The organism is Streptomyces sp. NPDC050433 (genome assembly GCF_044458565.1).
Classification (GTDB): domain Bacteria; phylum Actinomycetota; class Actinomycetes; order Streptomycetales; family Streptomycetaceae; genus Streptomyces.
In genome coordinates this window covers 415,960-432,879 of record NZ_JBITIB010000002.1, presented here as the reverse complement: position 1 = coordinate 432,879, position 16,920 = coordinate 415,960, and the positions used below count along the sequence as shown (strand labels likewise).

The following is a 16,920-nucleotide window of genomic DNA, read 5'->3' as shown; positions in this document are numbered from 1 at the left end:
TCTGCATCTGTGGACGGCCCTGCTGGGCTCGTTGATGCTGGTGCTGGGGCTGACCTCGACACAGGCATACGGACGGGCCGACGACCGGCAGGCGGCGGCGCAGGTACTCAACTGGACGGCGGGCAACTCCACCACGGGGTACCTGACGTCCCCGAAGACGGCCGTCGCGGGTCCCGCGACGATCGTCTTCGAGAACAGCAAGGCGACCGGCAACACCACGTCGATGCCGCACACGGTCACCTTCGACACGTCGAACCCCGACTACAACAACGACGTGGCGCTCAACCTGATGGCCAGCCCGGACGACGCGCAGGGCGGTAAGTGGACGGCCGAGGTCAATCTGACAGCGGGCACCTACCGCTTCTTCTGCCAGATTCCGGGTCACGGCATGATGACCGGCACCCTCACCGTCACCGAGGGCGGCGGGGGTGACGACACCACCGCCCCCGAGACCGCGGCCAAGGTTGACGGCGACCAGAATGAGGCCGGCGCGTACATAGGCCAGGCGTCGGTGACGCTCTCGGCCACCGACGCCGGATCGGGTGTCGACAAGATCGAATACGCGGTCGGGGCAGACGGCGAATGGCAGCTCTACACCACACCCGTGGTGGTCAATACGGTCGGTGATCACGTGATCAGATATCGCGCGACCGACAAGGCGGGCAATGTGGCCGCCGAGAAGACTGCCGAGTTCAAGGTCGCCTCACCGCCCACGGACGACACCACCGCGCCGGAGACCTCGGCGACGGTGACCGGCGAACAGGACGCGGACGGCGCCTACCTCGACATGGCGACGGTCACCGTGACCGCTTCGGACGCCGGTTCCGGTGTCAACAAGATCGAGTACGCGATCGGTACGGACGGGGCCTGGCAGGACTACACCGCGCCGGTGATGGTCCACGAGGTCGGTACGCACAAGATCCGTTACCGTGCGACCGACAAGGCGGGCAACGCCGCCGCCGAGAAGGCCGTCGACTTCAAGGTCGTGACGCCGCCGGTGAAGGACACGACCGCGCCGGTGTCGACGGCGGCCGTCACGGGTGACAAGAACTCCGACGGCGCCTTCATCACGAGCGCCACGGCGACGCTCAAGGCGACGGACAGCGAGTCGGGTGTCGAGAAGATCGAGTACTCGCTCGACGGCGGTCCGTACCTCGCGTACTCCAATCCCGTGATCGTCGACGCGGTGGGCTACCACAGGCTCGCGCACCGGGCGACGGACAAGGCGGGCAACACCTCGGTGGCCAAGGAGGTCACGTTCACCATCGCCAAGGGCGGTGGCGTTCCGGCCCCCAACTGCCCCGAGTACGACGTACGGCTGACGGTCATCGTCGGCGCCGTCGACACGGGTGTGCCGAACCGGCTCACCACGAACCGGTGCACGATCAACGAGCTGATCGAGGACGAGAAGGACTGGTCCTCGCACGCCCTGTTCCTCAAGCACGTCGAGACGGTGCTGACCAAGCTCCGCACGGACGGGGTCATCGACCAGCGTGAGTTCACGAAGATCACGCAGGCCGCCAAGGCGTCGAAGATCGGCAGGCCGGGTCAGACCACCGGCTACCGCACGCTCTTCGACGGCACGGAGGGGACCTTCTCCGACTGGGCGCACGTCGGCGGCGGCAAGTTCGCGCTCTCCGCGGACGGTGCGATGACGAGCAGCACGACCGTCGCGGGCATGGGCATGCTGTGGTTCCCGGAGCGGAAGTACGACGACTTCTCGCTGAAGCTCCAGTTCCGTGACGACGCGCCGGGCACGGGCAACGCCAACGGCGGTGTCTTCGTGCGCTTCCCGGACGTCAACGGTCACCCGCTGGAGTCCCGGCCGGAGTGGGTCGCCATCAACTACGGGCACGAGGTCCAGATCCTGGACCGTCCGGACGGCGACATGTACAAGACGGGATCGATCTACGGCTTCGACCGCGTGGGCCTGGCCGGCGCGGGCATCACGCCGAAGGGCAGCTGGAACGACTACGAGATCAAGGTGGTCGACCAGCACTACACGATCCTGCGCAACGGCGTCGTGATCAACGAGTTCGACAACATCGGCGGCCAGGAGTTCACTCCGCCGCGCGCCGGTGACGTGGGTACCGACGGCCGGCGTTACTCGTCAGGCTATGTCGGGCTCCAGGTGCACGGCACGACGGACGTCATCTCGTACCGCGACATCCGGATCAAGCAGCTCTGACGCCTCTGTAGGAGGCTGAGCCGACAGAAGTGCCCCTTCCCTTACGGGAGGGGGCACTTCGCCGTTCCCCGGCCTCGTCGGCCACCCTAGGCCGTGTCCTCACGGGCACGGCTCGGCTGGACCCGCTTCGGCTCGCCCGGCATCTTCGGGTAGTCCGGCGGGTACGGCAGATCGCCGTGGCCGTGGTCGCGCTCGTCCCTGGCGGCCAGTTCCAGCAGGCCCTCCAGGCTGAACGCCTCCGAGTCCATGTCCGCGTGCAGGTCGCCGAGTTCGGCGAAGCGGGCCTGCATCGTCGCGATGTCGAAGTCGCGCGGGGTGACGTCGTCCAGCTCGTCCCAGCGCAGCGGCGCGGAGACCGTGGCGTACGGATTGGGGCGCACCGAGTACGCCGAGGCGATGGTGCGGTCGCGCGCCGTCTGGTTGTAGTCCACGAAGATCCTCTCGCCGCGCTCCTCCTTCCACCACGCCGTGGTGACCCGGCCCGGCATGCGCCGTTCCAGCTCCCGGCCGACGGCGATGGCGCAGCGCCGTACCTGGGTGAAGGACCAGCGCGGCTCGATCGGCACGAACACGTGCAGTCCGCGCCCGCCGGAGGTCTTGGGCCTGCCGTGCAGGCCCTGTTCGTCGAGGAGGCCGTGCAGTTCGTGGGCGGCCCGGACGGCGTCGTGGAAGTCGGTGCCGGGCTGCGGGTCCAGGTCGATGCGCAGTTCGTCGGGGTGCTCGGTGTTTCCCCGCCGTACCGGCCAGGGGTGGAAGGTCAGGGTGCCGAGATTCGCCGCCCAGAGCACGGCGGCCGGTTCGGTGGGGCAGATCTCGTCGGCGGTGCGTCCGCTGGGGAAGGCGATACGGGCGGTGGGGATCCAGTCGGGCAGATTCTTGGGGGCGCGCTTCTGGTAGAAGGACTCGCCGGTGATGCCTTCGATGTAGCGCTGGAGGGTGGTCGGCCGGTTCCGCAGGGCGCGGGTGATCCCCTCCCCCACCGCGATGTAGTACTGGGCGACGTCCAGCTTGGTGAAGCCACGGTCGGGAAAGTAGATCTTGCCGGGGCTGGACAGCCGTACGGTCCGCCCGCCGACTTCCAGCTCCATCGCCGCGCCCTTGCTCGCCATACGCGCCACCGTAGGCCTGGCTCCCCCGGCCCGCATATCGGGCGGACCGGCCCCGTCCCGCGCACAATCGGGGGCATGGATCTGCCGGTGATGCCTCCGATGAAACCGATGCTGGCCAAGTCCGTGGCGAAAATCCCGCCCGGTATGCAGTACGAGGCCAAGTGGGACGGCTTCCGTGCGCTGATCCACCGGGACAGCGACGAGGTGGTGATCGGCAGCCGGAACGGCAAGCCGCTGACCCGCTACTTCCCCGAGCTGGTCACCGCCTTTCTGCGGGAGCTGCCCGAGCGGTGCGTGATCGACGGCGAGATCGTGATCGCGTACGAGGGCCGGCTGGACTTCGACCGGCTCAGCGAGCGCATCCACCCGGCGGACTCGCGCGTGCGGACGCTCGCCGAGCGGACCCCGGCGAGCTTCGTGGCCTTCGACCTGCTGGCGCTCGGCGACCGGTCGCTGCTCTCCACCGCTCAGTCGGAGCGCCGGGCCGCTCTCGTCGACGCGCTCGGCGGCGTCTCGGCCCCGGTCCATCTGGCGCCGGCCACCACGGATGTGGAGGTGGCCCAGGAGTGGTTCCGGCGCTACGAGGGCGCGGGGCTCGACGGGGTGGTCGCCAAGCCGCTGGACCTGCCCTACCGGTCGGACGTACGCGTGATGTACAAGATCAAGCACGAGCGGACGGCGGATGTGGTGGTGGCCGGGTACCGCCTTCACAAGAGCGGTCCGGTCGTCGGGTCCCTGCTGCTCGGCCTGCACGACACCGCCGGGACGCTTCAGCATGTGGGGGTGTGTGCCGCGTTCTCGATGAAGCGCCGGGCGGAGCTGGTGGAGGAGCTGGCGCCGCTGCTGATGGATCCGGCCGACGGCCATCCGTGGGCCGACTGGGCGCGGGAGTCGGCGCACGAGGGTGCCAGGCTGCCGGGCGCGCCGAGCCGCTGGACGGGGAAGAAGGACCTGTCGTGGGTCGCGGTGCGGCCGGAGCGGGTGTGCGAGGTGGCGTACGACCACATGGAGGGCGACCGGTTCCGGCACACGGCGCAGTTCCGCCGGTGGCGCCCGGACCGTACGCCCGAGGAGTGCACGTACGCGCAGTTGGAGGAGCCGGTGCGGTACGACCTGGCGGAGGTGCTGGCGTCCGGCTGATCCGGGCGGGGCGGGGGCACGGCTGATCCGGGCGGGCGGGCGGGGGGCGGCTATTCGACGAACGTGCCCTCGACGTAGACCCAGGCGCCTTCGTGCCGTTCGAAACGGCTCCGCTCGTGCAGCGCGCCCTCCTCGCCGCGACGGGTGTAGCGGGCCCGGAAGGTGACGGTGCCCGTGGTGTGGAAGGCGCTGCCCTCGGTGGTGGCCAGGATCTCCAGGCCCGCCCAGCGCATCGCCGGGTCGAGATCGACGCGCGAGGGGCGGGTGGTGGGGTGCCAACTGCTCAGCAGATACGGCTCGTTGCCCACCGCGAAGGCGCTGTAGCGGGAACGCATCAGCCGCTCGGCGGTGGGGGCGGCGGCTGCCGCCGAGTGGAACCGCCCGCAGCACTCTCCGTAGGAGGCGGGCAGACCGCAGAGACAGGGCGCGGTGTCTCGCGTGGGGCGTAGGGGGCGGCGCGCGGGGCGTGGGGGGCGTGGGGCCATCCACATATTGTGCCCGGCGCCGGACGCCCTGCGGGCCGGGAGGGGAGGGCCGAGAAAGGGGCCAGGGGGCCGCTGGGCGGTCGCGGGGCCACTCCCCCAGCATCCGGGGCACCGGGGCCGGCTCGGCGCTGTGACGTGGCGCACACGCGGTCCTCTGCGGTCCGGAGCCGGGTCGGGAAACGCCTCGGCGCCGCTGCACCCCCCGAGAGTGCTGCGGCGCCCAGGCGCTTGCCCGTCCGGACCCCCCGCCGGTCCGAACCGTGAAAGTCCTGTGTCAGGGCTTGCGGGCCACGCCCACAAAGCCGGGAATGAGTCCGTTGTCCGGAACGAAGACGACCTCGCCCAGCTCCGGCCGCCACTCGGCCACCAGGGAGATGCCGGGGTCGGCGAGTTCGAGACCGTCGAAGAACTGCCCGACCTCCTCGCGTGAGCGCAGCGCGAGCGGCACGCCCTTCGCCTTGTACAGCTCGGCGGCCTTCTCCGAGCCCTCCGGGTCGTAGTCCCCCGTGACGTGGGAGATCACCAGGTAGCTGCCGGACGCCAGCGGCTCCAGCAGCTTGCGTACCAGCTCGTGCGCGCCGTCCTCGTCCGGGACGAAGTGCAGCAGCGCGATCAGCGACAGGGCGACCGGTTTGTCGAAGTCGAGGATCTTCCCGGCCTGTTCGACGATCTTGCCGGGTTCGCGCGCGTCGGCCTGGATGTACTCGGTGAGGCCCTCGGGGCTGCTGCGCAGCAGCGCCTCCGCGTGCCGCAGCACGATGGGGTCGTTGTCGGTGTAGACGACGCGCGAGTCGGCGGCGACCTCCTGCGCTATCTGGTGCAGGTTGGGCTCGGTCGGGATACCCGTGCCGATGTCGAGGTACTGGCGCACGCCCGCGGTGGCGCCGAGCCAGCGGGTGGCCCGGTGCATGAACGCGCGGTTGCACTTGGCCATCTCCCGGCCGAGCGGGTTCAGTTCGAGGAGTTGCCGAGCCATCTCCTCGTCGACGGGATAGTTGTCCTTGCCGCCGAGGAACCAGTCGTACATCCGGGCCGGGTGCGGCCTGCTGGTGTCGATGGGGTCGTGCCCGGTCATATGCGCTCCATGGGTCTCGGCGTCACTGGCAAGAACGAGTGGCAAGGAACAGGTGAGCTGAGATCCGATCGGGCCTTGTCGGCTCGTCGGGTCCGGTCGGTCCGGTCGGTCCGGTGGGTCCGGCCAGGTGCGGGCCGGATCAGGTCACGTCAGCAGGAAGTCGGCCTGACCGGACTTGGCGCCTTGAATGAACGCGGCGATCTCGCCATGGGTGTAGATCAGCGCGGGGCCGTCAGGGTCGTTGGACTGGCGCACGGCGACTCTGCCGTCGGCCAGCTTCATGGCCTCGATGCAGTTGCCGCCGTTGCCGCCGCTCCATGGCTTGTGCCAGCCGTCGGCGCCAAGGTCGGTGGCGGGCATGCCGTTGTATATCGGATCCATTCACAGCTCCTTGCGGACATCCTTGAGGATCTCCTTCGTGCGTTGTGCAGTTGCAGCCTGAGCCGCCATGCGGTCCATGACCTCAAGGTGGGTCGCCACCTCGGGACGCGCGTCGAGATAGACGGCGCCGGTCAGGTACTCGCTGTAGATCATGTCGGGCAGTTCGGGCATGGCGAAACGGAAGAGCACGAACGGCCCGTACGTTCCGGGGTGGTGTCCGGAGGAGAACTCCGCGATCTGAAGCGTCACATTGGGCATCTCGGACGCGTCGACGAGCCGGTCGATCTGCTCGCGCATGATCTCCGGCGTCCCGACGGGACGGCAGAGCACCGTCTCGTCCATGATCACCCACAGCTTGGGCGCGTCCGACCGTGTGAGCAGGGACTGACGCTGCATACGGAGCGCCACATGCCGGTCGATGGCCTCCGGCTGGACCTGCCCCACGGCGCCGGCGTGCATGACCGACAGGGCGTACCCCTCCGTCTGGAGCAGCCCCGGCACGAAGTGCGGTTCGTACGCCCTGATCAGGGAGGCGGCGCCCTCCAGACTGACGTACATGCTGAACCAGTCCGGCAGGATGTCGTGGAACCGCTGCCACCAGCCGGGTTTGTTGGCCTCCTCGGTCAGCTCGACGAAGGCGGCCACTTCCTCGTCGCCGACTCCGTAGGCCCGGAGAAGCACCTGCACATAGGGGACCTTGAGCGTGACCTCGGCGGTCTCCATCCTGCGGACGGTGGCCGCCGCCACCCGGAGAAGCTTCGCGGCTTCCTCGCGTTTCAGGCCGGCTCTCTCGCGCAGATCCATCAGGCGTTTGCCGAGTACGACCTGTCCCACGGTCGGGGCAGACCGCGGTTCACTCACTTTGGAACCTCCCCATGCACGGTTGCCAGCAGTGTGCCATGCCCTTGCCACGAAGAACACGGCACTCTGAAAATTTCACAGTGCCACTTGCCAAGTGTCTCGCACGGGTCCAGAGTGGTTCGCTGAACCAGTTCACGCAGTCGTCGTGCTCCGCCCGGAGGTTTCGCACGGTGCTGCTTCCCCACCGTTAGGAATCGGTCGTGGCACCTGGTAACGCGCTCACCCCCCCACTGATGACCGTGTGCCGTGGCAACGTTGTCCGCCGATACGGTTTCGCACTGCCCGCCCACGCGGAGTCGGTCTGCCGCGCCAGAAGGCTCACGCGTGAGCGCCTTGACCGTTGGGGCACCACGATCGAGACGCTTGAGACGGCGATTCTGATCATTTCGGAGCTGGTCACGAACGCCGTCGTGCACGCGCCCGGTGACCATGTCATCTGCGAATTGCGCGAAGAGAAAAGCCAGCTGCGCATAGCGGTCGAGGACCAGGGTTTCGGCCCCATGGGGCCGCAGTTGCACCGCGTGTCCGACGACGAGGGCGGCCGGGGACTGCTCCTCGTGGACGCCATGAGCAGCTGCTGGGGAACGCACGACACATCCGGTTACGGCGCCGGGCGTGTCGTATGGGCGGAGCTGCCACACGAGGCGGGGCAGGGGCAACCGTGTTGATGGGTACGTTGCGCCGGTTCGCCCGTGGGCTGCGTGAGGAGCGGAGCGGCTTCGCGGAACTGCCGCTGCCGCCGACGCTGCCCGCCTCGCTCGGCTGTGACGCGGTGGGCGTCCCCGCGCGGCACGGGTTCCGGCTGATGGGCAGGCTGCCCAGTACCGGCTGCGTCTTCGCCGACACCGACTGGTGGTGGTGGATCGTGCCCGCCGGCTCGGATCAGGAACTGGACTGGCCGCTGCCCGCGCGCTACGTCTCCGGGACCCTGGTCCCGGCCACGCACCCCCGGCTGATCCACTGGCCGGACGCACCCACGCCGTACACCCCGCCGATCCCCTTCTATCTGATGGTGTGCCAGCTCGCGGGGACGACGCCTACGTGGGAGGCGCGGCGGCAGGGAGAGATCCCGGTGCGGCAGCGGGGCTGACGGCCGGCGTTTTTCGTGGGGTGGCGCACGCGTCCGTGTATAAGGACGCGTCCTTATAGGGAGAGCGAGTTCCAGTTCGTCTCGTCGGCCGCCGGCAACTCCCGTGTGCGCTCCCGGCTGCGCGGCCTGCGGGAGGCGCCCGCCGGACGGCCGTTGACCACGGAGCAAGTGTCTGGAAGGGCCATTGATCTGTTGGGATCGGCCATCCGTCCGGATACCGATCACATAGGCTCGACCGCACCATGAACAGCAACCACACATCGCTCGGTCCCAAGGCCGACAAAGAGACGGTGCGCCGGCACAATCTGAGCCTGGTGCTGCGCGCCGTACGGGACGAGGGCGAAGCGACCAGGGCCGGTGTGGCCGCGCGAGTCGGGCTCACGCGGGCCGCGGTGTCGTCGCTGGTCGAGCAGTTGCTGGACAGCGGATTCCTGTCCGAGTCCGGCAAGACGTTCAGCGGGCAGGCCGGGCGGCCCGGCACCGTACTGAAGGTGACGCGCTCCGGTCCGGCGGGTATCGGTGTCGAGATCAACATCGACTACGTGTCGGTGTGCGTGGTCGACCTGTCGGGCACCGACCGGGTGCGCCTCACCGAGCACCTCGACAATCGCGGTGCCGCGCCCGCCGAAGTCCTCGCCCGTGCCGCCCGGATCGCCGCGCGCACCCTCGACTCGGCGGCGGAGCAGGACCTTTCCCCGGTCGGTGTGCAGCTCGCGCTGCCCGGTCTGGTGTCCGGGGGTACGGTCCGCCAGGCGCCCAACCTGGGCTGGAACCAGGTGCCCGCCGAGGAGTTGTTCGCGGGGGCGCTGGCCGAGGCGCAGCCCGCCGTGCCGCCGCTGCCGGTGCGTTCGGAGAACGAGGCCAATCTGGCGGCGCTCGCCGAGCTGTGGTTCGGCGGCCTCGGCGGGATCCGCAGCTTCCTCTATCTGTCGGGCGAGATCGGTGTCGGTGGCGCGCTGGTGCTCGAAGGTGAACTGCTGCGTGGCGCAAACGGGTTCGCCGGTGAGATCGGCCATGTGGTCGTGGACGCCGAGGGGCCGCTGTGCCGGTGCGGCTCGCGTGGCTGTCTGGAGCAGTACGCGGGCCAATCGGCGCTCCTGCGGGGCGCCGGGCTCGACGAGAACGCCGGGGTGCCGGGCGTGGCGGAGCTTGAGGCGCTGGCCAGGAGCGGCGACAAGCGCGCGATCACCGCGATCGGTGAGGCGGGCAGGATGCTGGGCCGGGTGCTGTCGGGCGCGGTGAATCTCTTCGACCCCGACGCGGTGGTGCTCGGCGGGATCTACCGGAGCCTGATGCCGTGGCTGTCGCCGCCCGCCGACGGCGAGTTGACGGACCGGGTGGTGTCCGGCCTGTGGCCGCGCGACAGTGGCAGGCTACGCGCGTCATCCTCGGCGGGCGACGCGGCGCGTGGCGCGGCGGCCCTGGTGGTCCGCGCGGTCCTGGCGGACCCGGTGGCGTACGCGGACCGTGCGAGCGCGTAGCGCGCGGGGCGCGGGGGTTGGGGTGTCGCCGGCGCCGACGCGCGCCGGCGCGGAGCCCGGGTCGGCGCCGGACCGGGCGACGCGGCGCGGGGGCGCGGCAGCCATGGTTGGTCCCCGCGGTCCTGACGGACCCGGTGGCGCACGTGGACCGCGCGAGCGCGTAACCGTGCGGAGCACGGGAGTTGGAGTGTCGGCGGCGCCGACGGGCGACGGCGGCGGACGTCGCCAGACACCGAACCGGGACCGGGACAACACGCGGATGCGCAGGGGCCTTCGGACCACGACCGGCGGGCCACCGACGCAGGCCCAGGGCGCTGTCGCGCGGATGCCCGAAGGCTCCGGACGATGACGGGCGTCGACACACGCCGCACCGGCTCCGTCGCGCGACGCGAGGAGTTCGGGTCGGCGCGCGGCGCCGAACTGGGCACCACCGGACAGCCAGGGCCCGGTACGCGAAGCCGCAGCGCACGCTGCACGGAGTAGCACCGGCACACAGGTCACGTCTCGGAAGCGGAAGCGCAGGCCGCGCGGCGGCCGGACCGAGCGCCACCGGACGGCCGGGGCCCGCCTCGCGAAGCGGCACCCGGCGGGGATCGCGCGCGGGCCGCCCGGCCCCGCGCGGGCAGGGCCGGGCGGCCCGGCGCCGTACGCGCGGGGGTGTCAGGACACGGTGCGGCGGGTCAGCGGGCGCCCACGAGGTGGTCCATGGCCAGTTGGTCGAGGTGTTCGAAGGCCATGCCGCGGCTCGCCGCCGCCGCCGCGTCGAAGTCCTCGTACGCGCTCCGGTCGGCCAGCAGACCCGCCAGCCCGTCCGCCGCGGTCGGCTGCGCCAGTTCGTCCAGGCGCGCGGCGCGCAGCGCCTCCTGGACCTCCGGGTCCGCGCGGAACGAGGCGGCGCGCTCCTTGAGGATCAGGTAGTTGCGCATGCAGCCGGCGGCGGACGCCCACACCCCGTCGAAGTCCTCGGTGCGCGGCGGCTTGAAGTCGAAGTGCCGCGAGCCGTCCCAGCCCGCCGACTCCAACAGGTCCACCAGCCAGAACGCGGCGCGCAGGTCACCGGCGCCGAAGCGCAGGTCCTGGTCGTAGCGGGTGCCGTGCTGGCCGTTGAGGTCGATGTGGAACAGCTTGCCCGCCCACAGGGCCTGCGCGATGGCGTGCGGGAAGTTCAGCCCGGCCATCTGCTCGTGGCCGGTCTCGGGGTTGACGCCGTACAGCTCGGGGCGCTCCAGGCGCTCGATGAAGGCGAGCGCGTGGCCGACGGTCGGCAGCAGGATGTCGCCGCGCGGCTCGTTCGGCTTGGGCTCGATGGCGAACTTGATGTCGTACCCCTGCGACACGACGTACTCGCCCAGCAGGTCGAAGCCCTCCTTCATCCGGTCGAGCGCGAGGCGTACGTCCTTCGCGCCGCCGGACTCCGCGCCTTCCCGGCCGCCCCAGGCGACGAACCGCTTGGCGCCCAGCTCGGCGGCGAGGTCGAGGTTGCGCAGGGTCTTGCGCAGCGCGAAGCGGCGGACGTCGCGGTCGTTCGCCGTGAAGCCGCCGTCCTTGAAGACGGGGTGGGTGAAGAGGTTGGTCGTGACCATCGGCACGACGAGCCCGGTGGTGTCCAGCGCCTGCCGGAAGCGCTTGATGTGCGCCTCACGCTCGGCGTCGGACGAGCCCCACGGGATCAGGTCGTCGTCGTGGAAGGTCACTCCGTACGCGCCCAGTTCGGCGAGGTGCTTTACGGATTCGGTGGGATCGAGCGCCGGGCGCGTCGCGTCTCCGAACGGGTCCCTGCCTTGCCAGCCGACCGTCCACAGACCGAAGCTGAACTTGTCCGCGGGGGTGGGAGTGAAGCGTTCCGTCATTTCTCTGGCCGCCTTCGATACCTCAGGTCCGGCAGGTGCAGACCTTTTTGTTTCCTGACATGACTAATAATGCACGTCTGGGTGGACACCGAAAAGACCCCGCGTTCGCCCAACCGTGTCCGAGGGGTCGAACACCGCCTCGGCCAAGGAAATGACGCTCACCCCTGCCGGATGCACGACAACATCACGTAATTTGTTGGCCTGCGGCCAAAATCCCGCCGCAAGCCCGGACTCAGGAAGAGGTACGACCGTGCCGCACAGCCAGGTGGTCATCGGCGTCGACAGCTCCACCCAGTCGACCAAAGCGGCGTTCACCGACGCGGCGACCGGGCGGCTGCTCGCCGTCGGGCGCGCCCCGCACCGGGTGACGGGCGAGGCCGGGGCGCGGGAGACCGACCCGGAGGTGTGGTGGCAGGCGCTGCGGGAGGCCGTCGCCATGGGGCTCAAGGAGTCCGGCGTACCGGCGTCCGCCGTCGCCGGCATCGCGGTGGCCGGGCAGCAGCACGGCCTGGTGGTGCTCGACGCGGCCGGGAAGCCGCTGCGGCCCGCGCTGCTGTGGAACGACACCCGCTCCGCCCCGCAGGCCGCCGCGCTCACCGAGGCACTGGGCGGGCCCGAGGCATGGACCGCCAGGACCGGATCCGTGCCGGTCGCCTCCATGACGGCGGCGAAGTGGCAGTGGCTCCGGGAGAACGACGCCGCATCCGCCGACGCGGCGGCGGCCGTCCGGCTCCCCCACGACTTCCTCACCGAACGCCTCGCCGGTACGGCGGCCACCGACCCCGGTGACGCGTCGGGCACCTGCTGGTACTCGACGGCGACCGGGGCGTACGACCCCGAACTGCTCGCGCTCGTCGGCCTCGACGAGTCGCGGCTGCCGGCCGTCGCCCCGACCGGCGCCGCGCGGGTCGGCTCGCTCACCGCGTCCGCCGCCGAGCAGTTGGGACTGCCCGCCGGGATCGCGGTCGCCGCCGGGACCGGCGACAACATGAGCGCGGCCGTCGGCCTCGGTCTCGGCGGCGCCGGGCTGCTGGACCACCCCGTACTGAGCCTCGGCACGTCCGGCACGGTCTTCGCCGCCACCCGCACCCGGCCCGCGTCGGCGGCGCTGTCCGGGTTCGCGGCGGCCGACGGTACGTTCCTGCCGCTCGGCTGCACCCTGAACTGCACGCTCGCCGTCGACAAGGTCGCCCAACTGCTGCGCCTGGACCGCGAGGACGCGGCGCCCGGCGGCGAGGCGGTGCTGCTGCCGTACCTCGACGGCGAACGCACCCCCGACCTGCCGACCGCCGCCGGCCTGCTGACCGGCCTGCGGCACGACACGACGCCGCAGCAGCTGCTCGGGGCGGCGTACGAGGGCGCGGCGTACACGGTCCTGCGCGCGCTCGACGAGGTCCTGCGCGCCTGCGGCCTCGACCCGGCGGACCCGGCGGTGGCGACCCGGCCGCTGCGCCTGGTGGGCGGCGGCGCCCAGGGCCGTACGTGGGTGGACACCGTACGGCGCCTCTCCGGCCGGCCCGTGATCGTGCCGGAGAGCGGCGAACTGGTCGCCCTGGGCGCGGCGGCTCTGGCGGCGTCGGCGGCCACCGACGAGGACCCGGTGGCGATCGCCACGTCCTGGCGGACCGGCGACGGCCTTGAACTCCCGTCGGTCGCACGGGACATGGAGACATGGGAGCGCGTCGGCTCGGTGCTGGACCGGGCGGCGCCGAGCCTGCTGTCGTAGCGGGTGCGGGCCGGCACCGGTGTACGAAACGCGCCGGTGCCTGGCCCGAGTCGCCCTCTTGATGGTGGCTCAGGAACCGCCCTACCCTGCGGGTTGCGCGGCGTCGCCGCGCGCCGGAGGAGGACGAGACCCGCCCATGTCCGACGCACCGAACGACGACGCGCTCGCCGACGCACTGCCCGACACGGACATACTCAAGGCCCTCGCCCCGTACGTGGCCAAGAGCGGCGGGGCGCCGATCCGTCCCGACCGGCTCCGGGACGTCGAGCGACGGCAACTGCTGCGCTGCCGGATCGTCCGCTTCACCGAGCGACGTCAGGAGAGATCCCGTACCGCCTTCGGTACAGAGGATCTGTCGGCGTTACCTCTTTACGAAGGCGCCATCGAGGACCACCCCTTACCGGCGCCCGAAGGACCCGGCAAGCTCACCCTGATCCGCACGGGCTCCTACCGGCCGGTGCCCTGCCCGTGCGACAACGGTACGCAGCGGTGCGCCAGTTGCTCGGGCAGCGGCGAGCATCCGTGCACCTGCCGCAACGAGCCGCCGCCGTGCGACCGGTGCCTGAATGTCGCACCGTGCTCGGCGTGCGAGAAGACGGGCACGCGCCGGACGCGTACGACGAAAGCGCGCCCCGCCGCCACCGGTCCCGGCGCCATGGCACCCGGCGCGCAGCGGATCACGTGCGCGGTGTGCGGAACGCCGGAGGCCGCCTGCCCGCGCTGCTCGGGCCGGGGCAGGGTCCGCTGCCCGCACTGCGGGGGCCGGGGACGCGAGACATGCGCGCGCTGCTCGGGGCGCGGGGTCGGCACGCACGACGTGTGCGGCGGCAAGGGCAGCCTCACGCACTGGGTGGAAGGGACGGTCGAGTACGCACACGAGACCGCGACCCTGTCGCTGCCCCGGCCGGACTGGCCCGACAGGGTCCGGGAGCGGCTGACCACCGCCGCCCGGTGGCAGCCGTGCGAGATCCCGGCGGGCGGCGCGGCGCCCTCCGGCGTCCACGGCGTCCACGGCGAGCACCGCGCCGCCCTCGCCGCCCACCTCGCGCGCGGACGGTTGGAGCTGTCCCGGCGGGTGACTCTCGAAACCTGCCCACTGGCCCGTGTCGAGCTGGTGGACGATCCGAACCGGGTCTTCCACGTCTTCCCCGGCGCCCGGAGTCTCGAAGTCGTCGCGACGCTCTCGCACCGGCTGAAGCGGCGGCTGATCGCGGCCGGTGCGGTGATCATCATCGTCGCGGTGCTGGTGCTGCGGCTGCTCACCTAGGTCGCCGGTGAGTGCCGGACAGACCCGGTCAGGCCCGGTCAGCCGGTCGTCAGGCCCGACGCCGACTCCGTGAGCGCGTCCAGGACCGGGCGGATCAGCGGGTGGTGGTCCGCGCCCCTGCGCACCGCGGCGAAGACCCGGCGCGTGGCGGGCGGGCCGGACACCGGGCGCACCACGGTGCCCTTCAGCTCCATCCCGCGCAGCGCCGAGCGCGGCACGAGCGCCACCCCCGCGCCGGCGCCCGCCAGGGCGACCACCGCGCGGAAGTCGTCCGACGAGTGCACCAGGCGCGGTTCGAAGCCCGCCAACTCACAGGCGAGGCGCATCACTTCGTGGCACGGGTTGCCCGGATACGGGCTGATCCAGTCGCTGTCCGACAGCTCCGCGAGGGGAACCTCGATCTCGCGGCACAGCGGGTGCCCCTCGGGCAGGACCGCGTCGAACGGCTCGGCGTAGAGCGGTACGCGCGACAGGCGCGGGTCGTCCTCGGTGGGCGCGCCCCGGTACTCGACGGCCAGCGCCACGTCCGCCTGGCCGTCGAGCAGCAACGGCAGGCTCTCGTCGCCCTCGGAGTCCCGTACCCGTACGCGGATGCCCGGCCGCGAATCGGCGAGGTGCGCGATCGCGGGGGCCAGCACCTCGGCGATCCCCGTGGCGAACGCGGCGACCGTGACCTCACCGGCCGCGCCGCCCGCGTACGCCGCCAGCTCCGCCTCGGCCCGCTCCAGCTGCGCGAGCACTTCGTGGGCGTGCGTGAGCAGGATCTCCCCGGCGGCCGTCAGCCGTACGCCCCTGCCGCTGCGGGACAGCAGCGCGTGGCCGGTCTCCTGCTCCAGCGCGGCGAGCTGCTGAGAGACGGCCGACGGGGTCAGGTACAGCGCCGCCGCCGCGGCGGTCACCGTGCGGTGGTCCGCCACGGCACGCAGGATACGCAGCCGCCGGGGGTCGATCATTCGGCCATACTGCCAGGCCAGGGCTGCTTACGGATCGGCCGCCCTCAGGGCCCTCGCAGGGCCGCCCTCAGGCCTTGAGCGCCTCGCGCGCGTCCACGAACGCCGCCACCGCCCGCCGTACGTCGTCCGCCGAGTGCGCCGCCGACAGCTGGACCCGGATCCGCGCCTGTCCCATCGGAACGACGGGGTACGAGAACCCGATCACATACACCCCGCGCTCCAGCAGCAGCTCGGCCATCCGCCCCGCCTCGGCGGCGTCGCCGATCATGACGGGGGCGATGGCGTGGTCACCGGGCAGGATCTCGAACCCGGCCGCCGTCATCTCCGTACGGAAGAGTGCCGTGTTCGCCTTCAGCCGTTCGCGCAGCCCGTCGGCGCTCTCCAGCAGGTCGAGGACCTTGATCGAGGCGGCGGCGATGACCGGGGCGAGGGAGTTGGAAAAGAGGTACGGGCGCGAGCGCTGGCGCAGCAGCGCGACGATCTCGGCACGGGCGGCGACGTAACCGCCGGACGCGCCGCCGAGTGCCTTGCCGAGCGTGCCGGTGATGATGTCGACGCGGTCCATCACACCGTGCAGTTCGGGGGTGCCCCGGCCGCCGGGGCCGACGAAGCCGACGGCGTGGGAGTCGTCGACCATCACCAGGGCGTCGTAGCGGTCGGCGAGGTCGCAGATCTCGGCGAGGGGCGCGACGTAACCGTCCATGGAGAAGACGCCGTCCGTCACGACCAGGCGACGGCGCGCGTCCTGCGACTCCTTGAGGCGCGCTTCCAGCTCGGCGAGGTCGCGGTTGGCGTAGCGCAGCCGGCGGGCCTTGGAGAGGCGGATGCCGTCGATGATACTGGCGTGGTTGAGGGCGTCGGAGATGACGGCGTCCTCGGGGCCGAGGAGCGTTTCGAACACGCCGCCGTTGGCGTCGAAGCAGGAGGAGTAGAGGATCGTGTCCTCCTGGCCGAGGAACGAGGAGAGGCGCTGCTCCAGTTCCTTGTGGATCTCCTGGGTGCCGCAGATGAAGCGTACGGAGGCCATGCCGTAGCCCCACCGGTCGAGCGCGTCCTTGGCCGCCGCGACGACGTCGGGATGGTCGGCGAGGCCGAGGTAGTTGTTGGCGCAGAAGTTGAGGACGTCGCCTTCGGCGACGGAGACGGCGACGGACGCGTTCTGCGGGGTGGAGATGACGCGCTCGGGCTTGAAGAGGCCGGCCTCGCGGATCTCGTCGAGGGTGGCGCGGAGGTCGTCGCGGACGGAGGCGTACACAGGGGGCTCCCGGTGGGAAGAGTGAGCGGGGCGAGGGGTACTGCGCGGGAGGGCGGGGC

16 protein-coding genes are annotated in these 16,920 nt (G+C 71.3%); 8 read left to right on the top strand and 8 right to left on the bottom strand.

The features are described 5' to 3' along the window. Positions 1–34 precede the first annotated feature (34 nt). Positions 35–2,188, top strand: a complete 2,154-nt coding sequence (locus ACIBLA_RS04640) for an OmpL47-type beta-barrel domain-containing protein (protein WP_399197750.1) — start codon at positions 35–37, stop codon at positions 2,186–2,188. 86 nt (positions 2,189–2,274) lie between these two features. Here ACIBLA_RS04640 and ligD read toward each other — a convergent pair whose 3' ends face one another. Then, positions 2,275–3,297: a non-homologous end-joining DNA ligase gene (gene ligD, locus ACIBLA_RS04635; RefSeq protein WP_363244847.1), complete on the bottom strand. Its 1,023-nt coding sequence runs from the start codon at positions 3,295–3,297 to the stop codon at positions 2,275–2,277. Between the two features lie 75 nt (positions 3,298–3,372). Here ligD and ACIBLA_RS04630 point away from each other — a divergent pair, with 75 nt between their 5' ends. Then, entirely contained in the window at positions 3,373–4,437 is a 1,065-nt protein-coding gene (locus ACIBLA_RS04630) for an ATP-dependent DNA ligase (RefSeq protein WP_363244848.1), read from the top strand. Positions 4,438–4,487: 50 nt separating this feature from the next. Here the strand turns inward: ACIBLA_RS04630 and ACIBLA_RS04625 are convergent, their stop codons facing one another. The 4 genes from ACIBLA_RS04625 to ACIBLA_RS04610 all read right to left on the bottom strand — a co-directional run bounded on the left by ACIBLA_RS04625 (position 4,488) and on the right by ACIBLA_RS04610 (position 7,239). Then, positions 4,488–4,922, bottom strand: coding sequence for a YchJ family protein (locus ACIBLA_RS04625; RefSeq protein WP_399197724.1), 435 nt, complete (start codon positions 4,920–4,922; stop codon positions 4,488–4,490). Positions 4,923–5,196: 274 nt separating this feature from the next. Continuing rightward, positions 5,197–5,997 (bottom strand): SAM-dependent methyltransferase, encoded by an 801-nt coding sequence (locus ACIBLA_RS04620; protein ID WP_363244850.1) that lies wholly within the window; start codon positions 5,995–5,997, stop codon positions 5,197–5,199. 144 nt (positions 5,998–6,141) lie between these two features. Beyond that, positions 6,142–6,378 carry a DUF397 domain-containing protein gene (locus ACIBLA_RS04615; RefSeq protein ID WP_363244851.1) on the bottom strand — a complete coding sequence of 79 codons (237 nt, stop codon included), beginning with the start codon at positions 6,376–6,378 and terminating at the stop codon, positions 6,142–6,144. Further along, on the bottom strand, positions 6,379–7,239 hold the full coding sequence (locus tag ACIBLA_RS04610; protein WP_363244852.1) for a helix-turn-helix transcriptional regulator: 861 nt from the start codon (positions 7,237–7,239) through the stop codon (positions 6,379–6,381). Between the two features lie 200 nt (positions 7,240–7,439). Here ACIBLA_RS04610 and ACIBLA_RS04605 point away from each other — a divergent pair, with 200 nt between their 5' ends. The 4 genes from ACIBLA_RS04605 to ACIBLA_RS04590 all read left to right on the top strand — a co-directional run bounded on the left by ACIBLA_RS04605 (position 7,440) and on the right by ACIBLA_RS04590 (position 10,293). Beyond that, entirely contained in the window at positions 7,440–7,907 is a 468-nt protein-coding gene (locus ACIBLA_RS04605) for an ATP-binding protein (protein WP_399197723.1), read from the top strand. Then, the gene (locus tag ACIBLA_RS04600) at positions 7,907–8,329 is read left to right on the top strand and encodes a hypothetical protein (RefSeq protein ID WP_363244854.1); all 423 of its coding nucleotides are present in this window, start codon (positions 7,907–7,909) and stop codon (positions 8,327–8,329) included. Before ACIBLA_RS04605 ends, ACIBLA_RS04600 begins: the two co-directional genes overlap by 1 nt. A 242-nt stretch (positions 8,330–8,571) precedes the next feature. Then, positions 8,572–9,810 carry an ROK family protein gene (locus ACIBLA_RS04595; protein ID WP_363244856.1) on the top strand — a complete coding sequence of 413 codons (1,239 nt, stop codon included), beginning with the start codon at positions 8,572–8,574 and terminating at the stop codon, positions 9,808–9,810. A 345-nt stretch (positions 9,811–10,155) separates the two neighbouring features. Further along, positions 10,156–10,293: a hypothetical protein gene (locus ACIBLA_RS04590; RefSeq protein WP_363244857.1), complete on the top strand. Its 138-nt coding sequence runs from the start codon at positions 10,156–10,158 to the stop codon at positions 10,291–10,293. A gap of 197 nt (positions 10,294–10,490) precedes the next feature. Here the strand turns inward: ACIBLA_RS04590 and xylA are convergent, their stop codons facing one another. After that, complete coding sequence (xylA, locus tag ACIBLA_RS04585; RefSeq protein WP_363244858.1) at positions 10,491–11,660, bottom strand: xylose isomerase; 1,170 nt, start codon at positions 11,658–11,660, stop codon at positions 10,491–10,493. A 250-nt stretch (positions 11,661–11,910) separates the two neighbouring features. Here xylA and xylB point away from each other — a divergent pair, with 250 nt between their 5' ends. Together xylB and ACIBLA_RS04575 are read left to right on the top strand one after the other, a co-directional pair. Continuing rightward, complete coding sequence (xylB, locus tag ACIBLA_RS04580; RefSeq protein WP_399197722.1) at positions 11,911–13,386, top strand: xylulokinase; 1,476 nt, start codon at positions 11,911–11,913, stop codon at positions 13,384–13,386. 136 nt (positions 13,387–13,522) lie between these two features. Then, positions 13,523–14,653 carry a hypothetical protein gene (locus tag ACIBLA_RS04575; RefSeq protein WP_399197721.1) on the top strand — a complete coding sequence of 377 codons (1,131 nt, stop codon included), beginning with the start codon at positions 13,523–13,525 and terminating at the stop codon, positions 14,651–14,653. A 38-nt stretch (positions 14,654–14,691) separates the two neighbouring features. Here ACIBLA_RS04575 and ACIBLA_RS04570 read toward each other — a convergent pair whose 3' ends face one another. Further along, positions 14,692–15,606, bottom strand: a complete 915-nt coding sequence (locus ACIBLA_RS04570; RefSeq protein ID WP_363244862.1) for a LysR family transcriptional regulator — start codon at positions 15,604–15,606, stop codon at positions 14,692–14,694. Positions 15,607–15,673: 67 nt separating this feature from the next. Continuing rightward, entirely contained in the window at positions 15,674–16,861 is a 1,188-nt protein-coding gene (locus ACIBLA_RS04565; protein WP_363244863.1) for a glycine C-acetyltransferase, read from the bottom strand. Positions 16,862–16,920 lie beyond the last annotated feature (59 nt).

Bases quoted from the DNA above. Each gene is read 5' to 3' on its own strand.
- ACIBLA_RS04640 (WP_399197750.1), top strand. From the start codon at position 35: ATGCTGGTGCTGGGGCTGACCTCGACACAGGCATACGGACGGGCCGAC.
- ligD (WP_363244847.1), bottom strand. From the start codon at position 3,297: ATGGCGAGCAAGGGCGCGGCGATGGAGCTGGAAGTCGGCGGGCGGACC.
- ACIBLA_RS04630 (WP_363244848.1), top strand. From the start codon at position 3,373: ATGGATCTGCCGGTGATGCCTCCGATGAAACCGATGCTGGCCAAGTCC.
- ACIBLA_RS04625 (WP_399197724.1), bottom strand. From the start codon at position 4,922: ATGGCCCCACGCCCCCCACGCCCCGCGCGCCGCCCCCTACGCCCCACG.
- ACIBLA_RS04620 (WP_363244850.1), bottom strand. From the start codon at position 5,997: ATGACCGGGCACGACCCCATCGACACCAGCAGGCCGCACCCGGCCCGG.
- ACIBLA_RS04615 (WP_363244851.1), bottom strand. From the start codon at position 6,378: ATGGATCCGATATACAACGGCATGCCCGCCACCGACCTTGGCGCCGAC.
- ACIBLA_RS04600 (WP_363244854.1), top strand. From the start codon at position 7,907: ATGGGTACGTTGCGCCGGTTCGCCCGTGGGCTGCGTGAGGAGCGGAGC.
- ACIBLA_RS04595 (WP_363244856.1), top strand. From the start codon at position 8,572: ATGAACAGCAACCACACATCGCTCGGTCCCAAGGCCGACAAAGAGACG.
- ACIBLA_RS04590 (WP_363244857.1), top strand. From the start codon at position 10,156: ATGACGGGCGTCGACACACGCCGCACCGGCTCCGTCGCGCGACGCGAG.
- xylA (WP_363244858.1), bottom strand. From the start codon at position 11,660: ATGACGGAACGCTTCACTCCCACCCCCGCGGACAAGTTCAGCTTCGGT.
- ACIBLA_RS04575 (WP_399197721.1), top strand. From the start codon at position 13,523: ATGTCCGACGCACCGAACGACGACGCGCTCGCCGACGCACTGCCCGAC.
- ACIBLA_RS04570 (WP_363244862.1), bottom strand. From the start codon at position 15,606: ATGATCGACCCCCGGCGGCTGCGTATCCTGCGTGCCGTGGCGGACCAC.